The following is a 14292-nucleotide window of genomic DNA, read 5'->3' on the forward strand; positions in this document are numbered from 1 at the left end:
CGGGTATCCTTCAATTGCGCAGCGGTTTGCCGGTGGTCAGCATGTGCTCCACGCGGTCTTGCGTTGCGGGATTGCGCACCAGCGCCAGAAATGCCTTGCGTTCGAGCGCCAGCAGATCGCCCTCGGTCACGGTGTCGACCAGATCGGCTTCGCCGCCGGTCAGCACATCGGCCAGATGCGCAGACACCACCACATCGTGCGGCGTTGCCTTGCCTTGCGCACGAAAGCCAGCGACGGCCAGCGCAATCGCCGCCTTGCCACCCGCGCCGGGCAGGCGATAGGTCGGCGGGGCAGGGGGCTGATAGCCGGGCGCCAGCGCCAGCGCGCGCGCCTTGGCATCGGCCAGCAGGCGATCGCGGTTCATCGAAATGCCGTCGGTGGGCCTCAGGAAGCCAAGCTCCACCGCCTGCGCTGCCGATTTCGACACGGTCGCGGTGGAGATCGTTTCGAACACTTTGGTCATCGCCGGCATGGGCCCCTTGGGCAAGCCGGGCATCGCCTGCCAACGTGCGAGCATTTCGCCGCAGCCGCCCCAGCCCGGCACCAGCCCGACCCCGCATTCGACCAGTCCGATATAGCTTTCGGCATGGGCCTGCACTGCATCGGCATGCAGCACGATTTCGCACCCACCGCCCAGCGCCATGCCCGCAGGCGCAGCCACCACCGGGAACGGCGCGTATTTCAGCGCCTTCAAGGCCATCTGCCCGCCGCTGACCAGCTTTTCGATCTCGCCCCAAGCGGCGATGTTGACCGCAAACATGGCAAGGCCCAGATTGGCCCCGGCGGAGAAATTGCCGCCCTCGTTATAGATCACCAGCGCCTTGAATCGGCTGGCCACCAGCGGCACGGCCTGGCCGATCAGCTTGAGAATCTCGCCATCGATGGCGTTCATCTTCGAGGTGAATTCCAGCGCGGCCACCCCGTCGCCAATATCCCACAGCGATGCAGAACCGTTCTTCAGCAGCGGCTTGGCCGTCAGCTTGATATCATCGAGCAACAGCACGCCGTCGGGCCGCACCACATCGCCATAGCTGCCATCGGCGCCGAGCACCTGGCGACGTCCGGCCTCGATGCGATAGAACGGGCGGCCATCGGCCACGCGCAGGATCGCCGGAACCGGGCGCCCTTCGGCCTCCAGCCGGGCAACGAAGGTCGCCACGCCGATCCGGTCGATCAGTTCGAACGGGCCATATTTCCAGTTATAGCCCAGCTTCATCGCCACATCGATGGCCAGCACATCGTCCGAGGCCTGCGGCACCAGCGCGGCGGCATAGCTGAGCGTGGGGCCCAGGATCGCCCAGGCATAGGCGCCCGCCGCACCGGGCAGCGCGAGCAGCGCGTTGAGTTCTTTCAGCGCGCGCGATGGCAGCGGTTCGGGCTTGGCCTGCGGGCGATAGTCGCCGCTGACCAGATCGATCGCCTCGCGCCGTTTGCCCGCCTCGCGGTTGACGCGATAGAACCCGCCCTTGCCCTTGCGTCCGGTAAACCCGTCGGCGATCATGCGATCGATCAGCGGGTGATCGATCGCGATCGCCTGATAAGGATCGTCGGCGGGCAGGGTGCTGGTCAGGCTGGCCTTGAGATGCGGCATCAGGTCGATGCCGACCAGATCGACCAGCCCGAAAATGCCGGTGCCTGGCACGCCCATTGGCTTGCCCGCGATGGCATCGGCCTGTTCGACCGTCAGGCCCAGTTCGAACGCGGCGTTGACCGCGCTTTGCAGCCAGAACGTGCCGACCCGGTTGGCCAGAAAGCCCGGCGTATCCTTGCACGCGACGATCGTCTTGCCGAGCGCGCGGTCGGCAAAATCGGCGATCCGTTTCACCAGACTGGCATCGCTGCGCGGCCCGGCAACCACTTCGAGCAGGCGCATATAGCGCGGCGGATTGAAGAAATGGGTGATGAAGAAATCGCGCGCAAAGGCATCGCTGCGCCCCGCCACGAGTTGCCCGAGCGGGATCGTCGAGGTGTTCGAAGTCACCGCCGTGCCGGGGCGGCGCACGCTTTCCAGCTTTTCATAGAGCGCGTGCTTCAGATCGAGCCGTTCGATGATCGCCTCGATCACCCAGTCGCATTCGGCGACACGGGCCAGATCGTCCTCGATATTGCCCACTTCGACCAGCTTGACCGCGCCGCGCGACATGAACGCGGCGGGTTCGGCCTTTTGCAACTGCTTGAGCGCGCCGGCGGCCACCGCGTTGCGATCGGCGGGGTTGCGCACGATATCGAGCAGCAGCACCGGCACCCCGGCATTGGCGACTTGTGCCGCGATCCCGGCGCCCATCACCCCGGCACCGATCACGCAGACCTTTTTGACCGGTTCGCTCATCAGATCGCCTCCAGCACGGTGGCGATACCCTGACCGCCGCCGATGCATTGCGTGGCCAGCGCAAACCGGCCGCCTTCGCGCCGCAGCAGCGACGCCGCCTTGCCGACGATGCGCGCCCCGGTGGCGCCCAGCGGATGGCCGAGCGCGATCGCCCCGCCGTCGAGATTGATCCTGGACTGATCGAGCCCGAGTTCGGCAATGCACGACAGCGCCTGGCTGGCAAAGGCCTCGTTCAATTCGATCACGTCGAGGTCGGCGACGCCGATCCCGGCGCGTGCCAGCGCCTTGCGGCTCGATTCGACCGGGCCGATGCCCATGATGTCGGGGCTGCATCCCGAAATCGCAGTGCCGCGAATGCGCGCCAGGATCGGCAGGCCATGGGCGCGGGCATAGTCTTCACTCGCCACCAGCACCGCGCTGGCGCCGTCGGTCAGCGGCGAGGACGTGCCCGCCGTGACCGAGCCGTTGGCGCTGAACGCGGGCTTCAGCGCGGCCAGCGCCTCGGCAGTCGTCGACGGACGCGGGCAGCCGTCGGTATCGACCAGCCCGGCCTTGGTGCTGATCGGCACGATTTCATCGGCCAGTTTGCCCGCCGTCATGGCCCCAGCGGCCTTGCGCTGGCTGTCCACGGCAAAGGCTTCCTGGGTGGCACGGTCGATGCCATAGCGGCTGGCCAGGTTTTCGGCGGTATCGCCCATCGGGATATAGGCGCTGCTGGTCTTGGCCAGCGCCGGGTTGGGCAGGGGGTTGAACCCCTGCATCGGCACCCGGCTCATGCTTTCGACGCCCGCCGCGATGAACACCTCGCCCGCGCCCAGCGCGATCTGCCCGGCCGCATAATGCACCGCGCTCATCGACGAACCGCAGAACCGGTTGACCGTCATGCCCCCGGTGTTCAACGGCAGACCCGCGATCAGCCCGATCATGCGCGCCACGTTCAGCCCTTGTTCGCCCTCGGGGAACGCGCAGCCGAGCACCAGATCCTCGATCGCGGAGGGATCGACGCCGGTGCGTTCGACCAGCGCGCGCACCACGGCGGCGGCCAGGTCGTCGGGCCGGGTACGCGCCAGCGCGCCCTTGCCGGCCAGATGGAACGGGGACCGGGCGTAACCGGCGATGACAACACTGGTCATGTCAATTCCTCTTCAAGATCGGGCGGGACGCGAATCTCGTGCCCCGGACAGCGACTGCGCCGCAAGCTTCTCTAAGGGTGCTCAACTTTACCTATACGTCAATCAAAATTTGCGGCATAGGGTGATTCGTCACGGTGAACGACACCGGTCCCTTCGGGTGCAAGGATGTGTGAAGAATGAAAGGTTTATCGCTCGCCGTTTGCGGTCTGGCGGCCCTTCTGGCCAGTGTTTCGGGCAGCGCGGCCCCGGTGTCGCAACCCGACGATGTGATCGGCCGATGGGCGACTCCGTCAAAACACGGCGAAGTTGAAATCACCGCGTGCGGCACTAGCGTGTGCGGCCGCCTGATGTCTTCGGACGCCATCCGCGCCAACGCCGATGCCCGGGACACCAAGAACAGCGATGCCGCGTTGCGCAGCCGCCCGCTCAAGGGCCTGATGCTGCTCGGCGGGTTCCACCGCACGCGTGGCGGCTGGGACGGCGGCACGATCTACAACCCCGAAGACGGCGGCACCTACCACGCCACGATGACGCTGGCGGGCGTCGACACCATCACGCTCAAGGGCTGTATCGTGTGGCCCTTGTGCAAGTCGCAGACCTGGCAGCGTCTTCATTGACAACCCCGGTGCCCATGGCATGGGCGCGCGTTTTCCTCCCCCAACAAGCGGATCCCCCCCAGAATGACCCAGATTTCTCGCCTGTTCGCCACCACCCTGATCGCCAGCGGCGGATTTTTCGCCCTGGCGCAACCGGCGATGGCCAGCGGCTTTTACCTTCAGGAACAGTCGGCGCGCGCGACCGGCCGCGCGGATTCGGGCGAAATCGCCGACACCGGGGCCGACAGCCTGTGGTGGAACCCGGCGGCGATCGGCGGCATGATCGGCGGCGACGTTTCGATCAATGCCACCGAAATCCTGCCGCGCGCGACGGTCACCGACACCGGTTCGCTGATCGTGCGTCCCGGGCAATACCCGGCCTCGGTCGGCGGCAATCCGGTCACCAACGATCCGATTTCGAACGGCCTGGTGCCGCAGGGCGCGATTGCCCATGCGCTGACCCGCCAGATCGCGGTCGGGCTGGCGATCAGCGCGCCGTACAATTTCACCACCAATTATGCGGCTGACAGCTTTGCGCGCTATTCGGCGCTGTCGACCCGGCTGCGCACGATCGACATCCAGCCGACCGTCGCGGTCCATTTCGACGGCCCCGACGGCATCGGCATCAATCTGGGCGGCGGCATCAACATCGAACGCGCCAGCGCAACCTTCGGCAATGCGCTACCCAACCTCGTCGCCGCCTTGCCCGATGGGCAGCAGATCCTGTCGGGCCATGGCTGGGACGTCGGCTTTTCGCTCGGCGCGCGGATTGAGGCCGGGCGGCTGAGCTTTGGCACCAGCTACAAGTCGGCGATCGTCCATCATCTCGACGGACAAGTCGTTGTGTCGGGCCTCGACGGTCCGCTGGCGGGCGGCAATGGCTCGACGGCGACCACCGCCTCGTTCACCACGCCCTGGCAACTGGGCGCGGGCGCGCGGTACAAGCTGACCCAGCGGTTGACGCTCGATGCCGAAGTGATCCGCTTTGGCTGGAGCAAGTTCAACCAGATCAACCTGGGCGCGCCGCTCGATACGGCCATCCCCGAAAACTATCGCAACACCTGGAACTATGCGCTCGGCCTCGATGCCGATGTCGCCAAGGGCTGGACGGTGCGCGGCGGGGTGCAGCGCGATCTCAGCCCGGTGCAGGACGACCAGCGCGACGCCCGCGTGCCCGATAGCAATCGCTGGACATTTGCCACCGGCGCCAGCCATGACGTGACCAGGAACCTGACGCTCGACGCCGCATTCAACTATGTCGCGCTGAAATCGGCGGCGATCGATCGGCCGACCGAAGCCTATGTCGGGACCGCCGTGGCGACCCCGGTGCTGATGAGCGGCGAGGTAACTTCGGCGCATGTGTTCATCGTCTCGTTCGGTGGACGCCTGCGTTTCTGATATAGCTTTCACGACCGAGGCCGCCATGATCGCACCTGCTTCCCCATCTCCCGTCTTGTGGCAACCGCCGGTCATGCTGGTGGGCGACTTGCTGGCAGGGGCAGTGCGCGATCATGGCGACCGGCCCGGGGTCGATTTCCTGGGCCGGTGCTGGACCTGGGCGGAGATCGGCGACTGGGCCGCGCGCGCGGCGCGGGGCCTTCAGGATCTGGGGCTGGGCAAGGGCGACCGGCTGGCGCTGTGCCTGCCCAACACGCCGCACTATATCGCGCTCTATTATGCGGCGGCGCGCATCGGCGTGGTCGTGGTCAATTGCAACCCGCTCTACACCGCGCGCGAAGTGCGCCACCTGCTCGACGATTCGGGGGCGGTGGCGATCGCGGTGCCCGATATTGCCGAATTCCATGGCAAAGTGGTGGAGGCCGCCGCCGACACCGCGTTGCGCCATGTCATCGTCTGCCCGATGGCCGAAATCCTGCCCTGGCCAAAGGCGCTGGGCTGGCGGCTGTTCAAGCGGGCCGAACATGCCCGCATCCCCGCCTCGGGCCCGGTGGCACATATCACCTTTGCCCGGCTGGCGCGCAACCGCGCCGCGCCCGATGTGGTGACGCTGGCGCCCGACGATCTGGCCGTTCTGCAATATACCGGCGGCACCACCGGCACGCCCAAGGCGGCCATGCTGACCCATCGCAACCTCACCGCCAATGCGCTGCAACAGCGCAAACATATCGGGGTGGATTTGCCCGCGCCGCAGCGGACGATGGCGGTGCTGCCGTTCTTCCATGTCTTTGCGCTGACCGCGGTGCTCGATTTTTCGGTGCTGATCGGCGCCGAACTGGTGTTGTTGCCGCGCTTTGAAATGAACGCGATGCGCGCCGCGTGCCGCCGCAAGCCGCCGACGATGTTCTTTGGCGTGCCCACGCTGTTCATCGCGATTGCCGCACTGGCCGATGCCGATCTGCCCGATCTCAGCCGGGTGATCGCGTGCATTTCGGGCGGCGCACCGCTGCCGTTCGATGTGCGCACGGTGTTTGAACAGCGCACCGGGGTGCGCATCTGCGAAGGCTATGGCCTGACCGAGGCCTCGCCGGTGATCGCCTGCAACCCGGTGTTCGGCGAAGCGCGTGCCAATTCGTGCGGGGTTGCCTTTCCCGGCACCACGCTGGAAATCCGCGATCCCGAAGACCCCACGCGCATCCTGCCGCAGGGCGAACGCGGCGAAGTCTGCGCGCGCGGGCCGCAAGTGATGGCGGGGTACTGGAACAAGCCCGAGGACACTGTGGCAACCTTCGTCGATGGCGCGCTGCGCACCGGCGATGTCGGCTATTTCGATGAAGACGGCTATCTCTACCTGGTCGATCGCATCAAGGACGTGATCCTGGCGGGCGGCTACAACGTCTATCCGCGCGTGATCGAGGAAGCCGCCTATCTCCATCCCGCGATCGAGGAAGCCATCGCCATCGGCATCCCCGATCGCTATCGCGGGCAAAGTCCCAAGCTGTTCGTCAAGCTGCACGACGGCGCAAGCGTAACGCCCGAGGCCTTGCGCACGTTTCTGGCCGATCACCTGAGCAAGATCGAATTGCCCAGGGCGATCGAGATCCGCGATGCCCTTCCGCGCACGATGATCGGCAAGCTGTCCAAGAAGGAACTCGTCGCCGAAGAGCAGGCGCGCGCCGACGCCCTTCAAGCACCTTGATCTGGTTGCGCATTTCTGGTCGACTGGCGAAGGGATTGTTTGGGGGGATAACCGGCCTTTGGCGAGCGAACACATGACCCATGGGTCAGACGACGGATCGGTTGTGCCGCAGGCGATCGACCATGCGCCGCATCCCGGCGATGCGGGGGCGGCGCTGGCGGGACTTTGCGGGATCAACGAGGTTGCGGCGGATCTGGGCATTACCCACCGCACGCTGCGCTTCTATGAAGACAAGGGCCTGATCGAGCCCGCGCGGGTCGGCAACACGCGGATCTATTCGCGGCGCGACGTGGCACGCATGCAATTGATCCTGCGCGGCAAACGGCTGGGGTTCTCGATCCGCGAGATCAAGGAGTTCCTCGATCTTTATGACGCCGATCCGACCCAGCTTGAACAGATGCAGCATCTGGTCGCGCAGATCCGCGTGCGCACCCGCCAACTGGAACGCCAGCGCGCTGCGCTCGACATGACGATTGCCGAACTCAAATCGATGGATCAGCAAGCCAGCGCGCGGATTACCGAACTGTCATCGTGACCAACCCGGAAAGGTTCCTCCCCGTGCCGGTGAGGATACAAAAAATCTCAGATCAGCGCCTGGATCTGCGAGGCGATGGCCTGGAGGATCGCGTCCGATCCAGCGGGATCGGCATCGCGTATGGCGCGGGACAACGCTAGGCCGCCGACCATGGCGGCAAACACGGTGATCACCCGGTCGCGACCGTGTTCGCGTCCGGCGCGTTCGAGCGTTTCTCCGGCCAGGCCGACAAAGTTCTCCAGCCCGTCGCGAAACGCCTGCTGGGTGGTGGCCGGTTGGCGCGCGACTTCCCCGGCGAGCGCGGCATTGGGGCATCCTGCTTCGGGATGATCGCGGTGGCTGGCTGACAGATACCAGGCCAGAAAATCGTCCATGCTGGCGCCGGTGAACGCCTGCAGGGTCTGTGCGAACGCGGCCCTGATTGCTGCGGCGGCGAGTTCATCCTTGGATTTGAAGTGGCTATACAGCGCACCATGGGTCAGACCGGCGGCGCGGGCGACTTCGGCCACGCTCATCTGGTCAAACCCGCGCAGACGCAGTTGCGCGGCGGCGGCGCGGATGATTGCATCCCGGTTTTCGGACGCCTGCGCCTTGCTGACTTTCATGATCGGTTCCGGGCTTGCAGCGACACAGTGCCGCCGGTGAATTAATAATTGCGTCAGCAATGATAATGGCCGGTTGCAATCAAGTCAAGATTGGCGGCGGCGGCCTGCCGTCGGCGCGTCGCGATACCAATGTATAGCCCGCGCCCCCTTGATCCCAATCATTGGATATGCAATCTAACCAATCATTGCGAAGATAATGATTGTGGGGCCAGACCGGCCAGGCCGCACCCCTCCACTGATGGAGATCAATATGAAAATTGCTGGTTCTGTGGCTCTCGTTACCGGTGCCAATGGTGGCATCGGTCAGGCCTATGCGCGCGCTCTGGTCCAACCGGGTGCGGCGAAGATCTACCTCGCGGCGCGCGACGTCACCTCGCTCGGCGCGTTGCTGGCCGAATCCGATGTGTTCGTTCCGATCGAACTCGATGTGACCAACCCGGCGCAGATCGCGCGTGCGGCGGAACTCGTCAGCGACGTTACCCTGCTGATCAACAATGCCGGTGTCGCCATGTTTGCGGGCGCGCTGTCGACCGACACGCTCGACAAGGCGCGGCTTGAAATGGAGGTGAACTATTTCGGCATCCTGGCACTGGCCCAGGCGCTGCGCCACACTCCGGCGTTCCAGTCGGGCGGCGCGATCGTCAACGTGCTGTCGTTCCTGGCGCTGGCCACGCTGCCGGCTGCGGGCACATATTCGGCATCGAAGGCGGCTGGCCTGTCGCTGACGCGCACTTTGCGTGCAGAACTGGCCCCGCGCGGCGTGCGTGTGCTGGCCGTTCTGCCGGTACAAGTCGACACGGCAATGGGGGCGGCGCTTCCCGAACCCCGGCTGACCCCCGAAACCGTCGCCTTGGCCACGCTTGAAGCGCTGGAAGGCACCACCGACGACGTGTTCCCCGGCGAACTGACGCAGCAGGTGGCGCACGCTTTCCGCAACGATCCCGCGGCGGTCCAGGCCCAGTTGTCGGGCATGGTTCACGCCATCGCATGACCAGGTGCCCCGGCCCTGGGCCGGGGCAGCAGACGTGACACGGGCCAGGTGGTTGTGATTGTGCAACTGCCGCCGGGCTTCGACCTGGCCCAACCAGCCGCCGTCCCGTGCCTCTGTGCTTAGGGGGGCGGGCGGATCACTGCCCGCACCCCCGAACTGATCCCGCCAAGGAGAACCCCGTGATGACCAGACTGCCCTCGACACCCCCCGCCAAAGGGCCCTTGGCCCGTTTCTGGACATGGCTGACGCTGTGGGCCGAAGCAGTCGAGCGGTCCGAGACCGCCAGCCTCGAAGAGCGGATCATGCGGGTCGAGATCGATCTGGCGGCCCTGCAGGCCGACCGCGGCAAACCCTGCGGCGACACGATCTGACGCGCGATCAGCCGTGACCGGCGCGCCGGTGTGTGACGGTCAGGGTCATGGCGCCAGACTGCGCAGGACCAGGCCGGTCAATTCGACGAGCCCTTCGGGCACCAGGTCCAGATTGTGTTGCAAGGCGCGTGGGTCCATGAACGGACTGATCGCGAGCATGATCGAACGAACGGTTTCATCAAGCGGTGTTTTGCGTTCGAATTCGCCGGAGGCGCGGCCCTCGGTCAGGATCTGGCGGATGAATTCTGCCACCGCGTGCCTGTACCGTTTGGAGGATCCCCACTGTTCGTCATACGATGCTGCGGCAATGTCGTGCAGCCTGCGATCGTGGAAAAACGTATCGACGCCAAAATTGGCAATGATCTTGAAGGTCTTGCGCAATTTTTCGGTGGGATATTCGGCGGCCATTGCGTCGTTGGCGATGGCGGTCAGAATTCTTTGCAGGGTTATTTCGCAAATTGCCTCGCCAATCTCCTGCTTTGATTTGAAAAAGCGGTAGATATAGCTTTTGGAAAAGCCCACTTCCCGGGCCAGCTCCGCCAGCGTGGTCTTGGCATAGCCATATCGGCTGAAATGCACGGCTGCGGCTTCGATCAGTTGCGTGCGAACCGAATGCTCGCCCTCGTGCGATGCGGCCGTGGGTGCGGCGTGTGATGCCCGGTCATGTGTCATGGCCATCGGATATAGGCCGACGCCGTCAATGCACAACCAGTGACCGATCGGTTTTCTGGACACTGCGGCCCAATCCGAAACTGCCCATGCGCACACGATCCGAGAGGCCAACAGGGTCTATATCTAGGTATAGTAGGGTGCCAGAGTGACGTAATTAAATATAATAAAAACAGATATATAATGGGAAAAATTGGAGGCGGTTCGGATCCTGTCGGTGCAGCGGCGGGGGCGTAATCCTTTGGTATAATTTGAGCGTAGGGCGACCTTGCCCCTAGTCAGGATGCATGTTCAGCCCACACGGGAGATTACCATGGCCCTGTTCGTTACGCCGCAACGCGACCCCGCGGTACGCTTGAACGTCACCACCATCACCGAAATGCATGTGCCGTTTGACGAGGCCGTCAGCGTCAGCCGGATCCGGTCGGGCGATGTCCATCGCGGGCACCTGATTGCCTTTGGCAATCGCGATGCGGATTCGGTGCGAATCCCGCTCAGGGACGCGCCGCAGACGACGCTGGTGCTCAATTCGGGCCAGGTGGTCCTGCCGCCCGCGCGGGCCTATCAATCGATGATGCGCGATCTGCGCCCCGGTCAGGCGTGGTGGAGCGACTATGATCTGGATCTGCTGACGTTCGACATCCCCGGGGCGGCGATCGATCGGCGTATTCGTGAAACCGGCGGCAAGGCCACGATCGACCTCGCCCATAGTGCCGATGCCTACGCCCAGGACGAGGTGTTCGAAGGATTTGCGCGCGCAGTCCTGCCGTTCGTCACCGATCCGGCCAATGCGCCGCGCCTGTTCATCGATCACGTGCTGCATTCGGTCTGCGCCCATGTCGTGCGCAAGTTCGGTGTCGAATGCGCGCCGCGCAACGATGCCGGCGGGCTGGCGCCGTGGCAGGAACGGCGTGCCAAGGAGATGATCCTGGCCAATCTCGACGCGCAAGTCTCGCTCATGGCGCTGGCCGACGAATGCCGCCTGTCGGTGTCGCATTTTACCAATGCATTTCGCCAGGCCACCGGTGAAACCCCGCATCAGTGGCTGATGAGCCAGCGCATCGAACGCGCCATGGGCTACCTGCTGTCGGGCAAGTCGTCGCTGGCCAGCGTTGCCTCGCAATGCGGATTTTCCGATCAGAGCGATTTCACCAACGCCTTTACCAAACGGGTTGGCGCCTCACCGGGGGCCTGGCGCCGTCAACGCCGCGACACGGTAACGGTGTCGCTGCCCGCCGCCGTCGGTCTGTGATCACCATTCCCAAAAATACACCAAACCTACAATCACCTGCCTGTCTGTCCCGATAGGCTGGCCAGCAATTCATTCCCTTCAGGAGCGATGACCATGACTGATGCCCGCGTCCCGTTCACCAATGCCGCCGGTGCGCCCGTGGCCGACAACACCAACATCCTCACCGCCGGTCCGCGCGGTCCGGCCTTGTTGCAGGATGTCTGGCTGATGGAAAAGCTTGCGCATTTCGATCGCGAAGTGATCCCCGAGCGGCGCATGCACGCCAAAGGCTGGGGCGCCTACGGCACGTTCACCGTCACCAACGACATCACCCACCTGACCCGGGCCAAGATCTTTTCCGAGATCGGCAAGCAGACCGACATGTTCATGCGTTTTTCTTCGGTCGCCGGGGAACGCGGCGCGGCGGATGCCGAACGCGACATTCGCGGCTTTGCGATGAAATTTTACACCGACGAAGGCAACTGGGACATCGTCGGCAACAACACGCCGGTGTTCTTCTTTCGCGACCCGTTGCGGTTTCCCGACCTGAACCATGCGGTCAAGCGCGATCCGCGCACCGGCTTGCGGTCGGCCAACAACAACTGGGATTTCTGGAGCTTGCTGCCCGAAGCGCTGCACCAGGTGACCATCGTGATGTCGGAACGCGGCCTGCCGCGCACGTTCCGCCACATGCACGGGTTTGGCAGCCACACGTTCTCGCTGATCAATGCCGACAATGAACGCGTGTGGGTGAAATTCCATTTCACCACGCAGCAGGGTATCGAGAACCTGACCGACGAGGAAGCTGGCGAAGTGGTCAAGAACGACCGCGAAAGCCATGGCCGCGACTTGTTCACCGCGATCGAAAGCGGCGATTTCCCGCGCTGGACCTTTTCGATCCAGGTGATGACCGAGGCGCAGGCCAAGGCCCATCGCCACAATCCGTTCGACCTGACCAAAGTCTGGCCAAAGGGTGAATATCCGCTGATCGAGGTTGGCGTGATCGAACTCAACCGCAACCAGGTCAACTATTTCGCCGAAGTCGAACAGTCGGCGTTCACGCCCGCCAGCATCGTGCCCGGCATCGGCTTTTCGCCCGACAAGATGCTGCAGGCGCGGCTGTTCTCGTATGGCGATGCGCATCGCCATCGGCTGGGGGTCAATGCCCATCTCATCCCGGTCAACGCGCCACGCAACCAGCATGTCAGTTATCATCGCGACGGGGCAATGCGCACCGACGGCAATCTGGGGGGGACACTGTCCTATCACCCCAATTCGCAGAACCTGTGGGCCAACCAGCCCGATTTTTCGGAACCGCCGCTGCCGATCGATGGCCCGGCCGATCATTATGACCACCGCGTCGATGATGACCACTGGGAACAGCCGGGCATTTTGTTCCGCAAGATGACCCCGGCGCAGCAACAGGCGCTGTTCGACAACACCGCGCGGTCGCTCGGGGCTGCCGATCTGCACATCCAGGAACGCCACGTCGCCAATTGCACGCGGGCCGATCCGGACTATGGCGCGGGCGTCGCGCGCGCGCTCGGTCTCGAACTGGCCGTAGCCGCCGAATAGGCCAAACCCCCGTAAAGGCGGGCCTTGCGCCGTGGCGATCCCGGTCGCTACTGCGAAACGGCCCGCCTTTGCCAATCGGAGAGTGTCAATGGAGCGGCTGGCAGTGGCGATTGTCATCTATGACGGTGTTTCCACGCTAAACGTGACGGGGCCGCTGGACGTGTTTGCGCGGGCGAATGCGCTGCTGTCACCAATGGGCGGCTATGATGTAACGGTAGTGGCGCCCGAACAGCGCCCGATCCGGGCCTCGAACGGCCTGACCATCGTGCCCGACAGCGATTTCACCGATCACACGCTGCAATTCGACACCGTGCTGATCGCGGCCGATTTGCCCCACCACGATGCCTCGGGCAATCGCGCGCGCGCAGTGTGGTTTGACGAACAGGCGATCGAGACGATCCGCTCCAAGGCCGAGCCGATGGTGTGCACGCCAGCGCGCGCAGCGCACGGGATCGAACTCGCGCTGGCGCGGGTGGCACGCGATCATGGCACCGAACTGGCGGTCCGGTGCGCGCAGCAGATGGTGTCCGGCACGCCGCACCATGCGCCATGGTCGGATTCTCCGCGTGCCGAAACGCGGTCGCAACTGGCGCGGGTGCAGGCCTATGTCTGCGCCAATCCGGGGGCGCAGCTTTCGATCAACCGTCTGGCCGAAGTCGCGGCAATGAGCCCGCGCAGCCTGGCGCGGCTGTTCGTTGCCGAATTGGGCATGACGCCGCATGACTATGTCGAAATGGTGCGGTTCGATCGCGCCTATGCGCTGATTGCGGGTACCGAGATGGCGTTGAAAGTAATCGCGCACGACAGCGGCTTCGGCACGGCCGAACAGATGCGGGTGGTGTTCCAGCGCAGGCTGGGGATCAGCCCGGCGGCGCTGCGTCAGCGCAAGCGCCAGCCCCGTACGGTATCCACCATCCCGCGTGCGCAGGGCATTGACCACGTTCTGGCTCATCCCGCCTGAACCCGACGCCGCAGCGCAAGACTGCATAGGCCAGGCAAAGCGCCGGAACCGTGATCCGCTGGGGAGGGGGCAGGGCAGGATCAACGGCTCCGACACCTGCAAATTGCCTGATCCGGGCGCCCTTTACAAACGCTGCCGGGCCTTGAAACTTGCCAGAATACCCGGATAAACTGCCACGCGGAAAAATTGGAATGATATC

13 protein-coding genes are annotated in these 14292 nt (G+C 64.5%); 9 read left to right on the forward strand and 4 right to left on the reverse strand.

Annotated elements, in window-relative coordinates; genetic code table 11:
- Window positions 1-10 precede the first annotated feature (10 nt).
- Together AQZ49_RS16145 and AQZ49_RS16150 are read right to left on the reverse strand one after the other, a co-directional pair.
- A complete protein-coding gene (locus AQZ49_RS16145) occupies window positions 11-2329 on the reverse strand; it encodes a 3-hydroxyacyl-CoA dehydrogenase/enoyl-CoA hydratase family protein (protein WP_067617884.1) in 2319 nt (772 codons plus the stop codon).
- On the reverse strand, window positions 2329-3462 hold the full coding sequence (locus AQZ49_RS16150) for a thiolase family protein (RefSeq protein ID WP_067617887.1): 1134 nt from the start codon (window positions 3460-3462) through the stop codon (window positions 2329-2331). Before AQZ49_RS16150 ends, AQZ49_RS16145 begins: the two co-directional genes overlap by 1 nt.
- Window positions 3463-3638: 176 nt before the next feature.
- On the opposite strand from AQZ49_RS16150, the gene AQZ49_RS16155 reads away from it, so the two are divergent.
- The 4 genes from AQZ49_RS16155 to AQZ49_RS16170 all read left to right on the forward strand — a co-directional run bounded on the left by AQZ49_RS16155 (window position 3639) and on the right by AQZ49_RS16170 (window position 7690).
- Window positions 3639-4079 carry a DUF2147 domain-containing protein gene (locus AQZ49_RS16155; RefSeq protein ID WP_067617889.1) on the forward strand — a complete coding sequence of 147 codons (441 nt, stop codon included), beginning with the start codon at window positions 3639-3641 and terminating at the stop codon, window positions 4077-4079.
- 63 nt (window positions 4080-4142) lie between these two features.
- Window positions 4143-5456, forward strand: a complete 1314-nt coding sequence (locus tag AQZ49_RS16160; protein WP_067617892.1) for an OmpP1/FadL family transporter — start codon at window positions 4143-4145, stop codon at window positions 5454-5456.
- 25 nt (window positions 5457-5481) lie between these two features.
- Complete coding sequence (locus AQZ49_RS16165; protein WP_231739276.1) at window positions 5482-7155, forward strand: long-chain-fatty-acid--CoA ligase; 1674 nt, start codon at window positions 5482-5484, stop codon at window positions 7153-7155.
- Window positions 7156-7228: 73 nt separating this feature from the next.
- Entirely contained in the window at window positions 7229-7690 is a 462-nt protein-coding gene (locus AQZ49_RS16170) for a MerR family transcriptional regulator (protein ID WP_082701839.1), read from the forward strand.
- Between the two features lie 47 nt (window positions 7691-7737).
- Here the strand turns inward: AQZ49_RS16170 and AQZ49_RS16175 are convergent, their stop codons facing one another.
- Window positions 7738-8295: a TetR/AcrR family transcriptional regulator gene (locus AQZ49_RS16175; protein ID WP_067617897.1), complete on the reverse strand. Its 558-nt coding sequence runs from the start codon at window positions 8293-8295 to the stop codon at window positions 7738-7740.
- 250 nt (window positions 8296-8545) lie between these two features.
- Here AQZ49_RS16175 and AQZ49_RS16180 point away from each other — a divergent pair, with 250 nt between their 5' ends.
- Window positions 8546-9286: an SDR family NAD(P)-dependent oxidoreductase gene (locus tag AQZ49_RS16180; protein WP_067618373.1), complete on the forward strand. Its 741-nt coding sequence runs from the start codon at window positions 8546-8548 to the stop codon at window positions 9284-9286.
- 182 nt (window positions 9287-9468) lie between these two features.
- Window positions 9469-9657: a hypothetical protein gene (locus AQZ49_RS16185; protein ID WP_067617900.1), complete on the forward strand. Its 189-nt coding sequence runs from the start codon at window positions 9469-9471 to the stop codon at window positions 9655-9657.
- Window positions 9658-9702: 45 nt separating this feature from the next.
- On the opposite strand, the gene AQZ49_RS16190 is transcribed toward AQZ49_RS16185, so the two are convergent.
- Window positions 9703-10335: a TetR/AcrR family transcriptional regulator gene (locus AQZ49_RS16190; protein WP_231739277.1), complete on the reverse strand. Its 633-nt coding sequence runs from the start codon at window positions 10333-10335 to the stop codon at window positions 9703-9705.
- 304 nt (window positions 10336-10639) lie between these two features.
- On the opposite strand from AQZ49_RS16190, the gene AQZ49_RS16195 reads away from it, so the two are divergent.
- The 3 genes from AQZ49_RS16195 (at window position 10640) to AQZ49_RS16205 (ending at window position 14093) form a co-directional block, all read left to right on the forward strand.
- Window positions 10640-11578: a helix-turn-helix domain-containing protein gene (locus AQZ49_RS16195; RefSeq protein ID WP_067617903.1), complete on the forward strand. Its 939-nt coding sequence runs from the start codon at window positions 10640-10642 to the stop codon at window positions 11576-11578.
- Window positions 11579-11671: 93 nt separating this feature from the next.
- On the forward strand, window positions 11672-13132 hold the full coding sequence (locus AQZ49_RS16200) for a catalase (RefSeq protein ID WP_067618379.1): 1461 nt from the start codon (window positions 11672-11674) through the stop codon (window positions 13130-13132).
- Between the two features lie 88 nt (window positions 13133-13220).
- Window positions 13221-14093, forward strand: coding sequence for a GlxA family transcriptional regulator (locus tag AQZ49_RS16205; protein WP_067617906.1), 873 nt, complete (start codon window positions 13221-13223; stop codon window positions 14091-14093).
- Window positions 14094-14292 lie beyond the last annotated feature (199 nt).

The sequence above is a fragment of the Novosphingobium sp. FSW06-99 genome, assembly GCF_001519065.1.
Taxonomy (GTDB): domain Bacteria; phylum Pseudomonadota; class Alphaproteobacteria; order Sphingomonadales; family Sphingomonadaceae; genus Novosphingobium.

What these genes read in the sequence shown, in the direction of transcription:
- AQZ49_RS16190 (WP_231739277.1), bottom strand. Translation starts at nt 10,335, where the DNA reads ATGGCCATGACACATGACCGGGCATCACACGCCGCACCCACGGCCGCA.
- AQZ49_RS16175 (WP_067617897.1), bottom strand. Translation starts at nt 8,295, where the DNA reads ATGAAAGTCAGCAAGGCGCAGGCGTCCGAAAACCGGGATGCAATCATC.
- AQZ49_RS16160 (WP_067617892.1), top strand. Translation starts at nt 4,143, where the DNA reads ATGACCCAGATTTCTCGCCTGTTCGCCACCACCCTGATCGCCAGCGGC.
- AQZ49_RS16170 (WP_082701839.1), top strand. Translation starts at nt 7,229, where the DNA reads ATGACCCATGGGTCAGACGACGGATCGGTTGTGCCGCAGGCGATCGAC.
- AQZ49_RS16145 (WP_067617884.1), bottom strand. Translation starts at nt 2,329, where the DNA reads ATGAGCGAACCGGTCAAAAAGGTCTGCGTGATCGGTGCCGGGGTGATG.
- AQZ49_RS16185 (WP_067617900.1), top strand. Translation starts at nt 9,469, where the DNA reads ATGACCAGACTGCCCTCGACACCCCCCGCCAAAGGGCCCTTGGCCCGT.
- AQZ49_RS16150 (WP_067617887.1), bottom strand. Translation starts at nt 3,462, where the DNA reads ATGACCAGTGTTGTCATCGCCGGTTACGCCCGGTCCCCGTTCCATCTG.
- AQZ49_RS16155 (WP_067617889.1), top strand. Translation starts at nt 3,639, where the DNA reads ATGAAAGGTTTATCGCTCGCCGTTTGCGGTCTGGCGGCCCTTCTGGCC.
- AQZ49_RS16165 (WP_231739276.1), top strand. Translation starts at nt 5,482, where the DNA reads ATGATCGCACCTGCTTCCCCATCTCCCGTCTTGTGGCAACCGCCGGTC.
- AQZ49_RS16205 (WP_067617906.1), top strand. Translation starts at nt 13,221, where the DNA reads ATGGAGCGGCTGGCAGTGGCGATTGTCATCTATGACGGTGTTTCCACG.
- AQZ49_RS16200 (WP_067618379.1), top strand. Translation starts at nt 11,672, where the DNA reads ATGACTGATGCCCGCGTCCCGTTCACCAATGCCGCCGGTGCGCCCGTG.
- AQZ49_RS16180 (WP_067618373.1), top strand. Translation starts at nt 8,546, where the DNA reads ATGAAAATTGCTGGTTCTGTGGCTCTCGTTACCGGTGCCAATGGTGGC.
- AQZ49_RS16195 (WP_067617903.1), top strand. Translation starts at nt 10,640, where the DNA reads ATGGCCCTGTTCGTTACGCCGCAACGCGACCCCGCGGTACGCTTGAAC.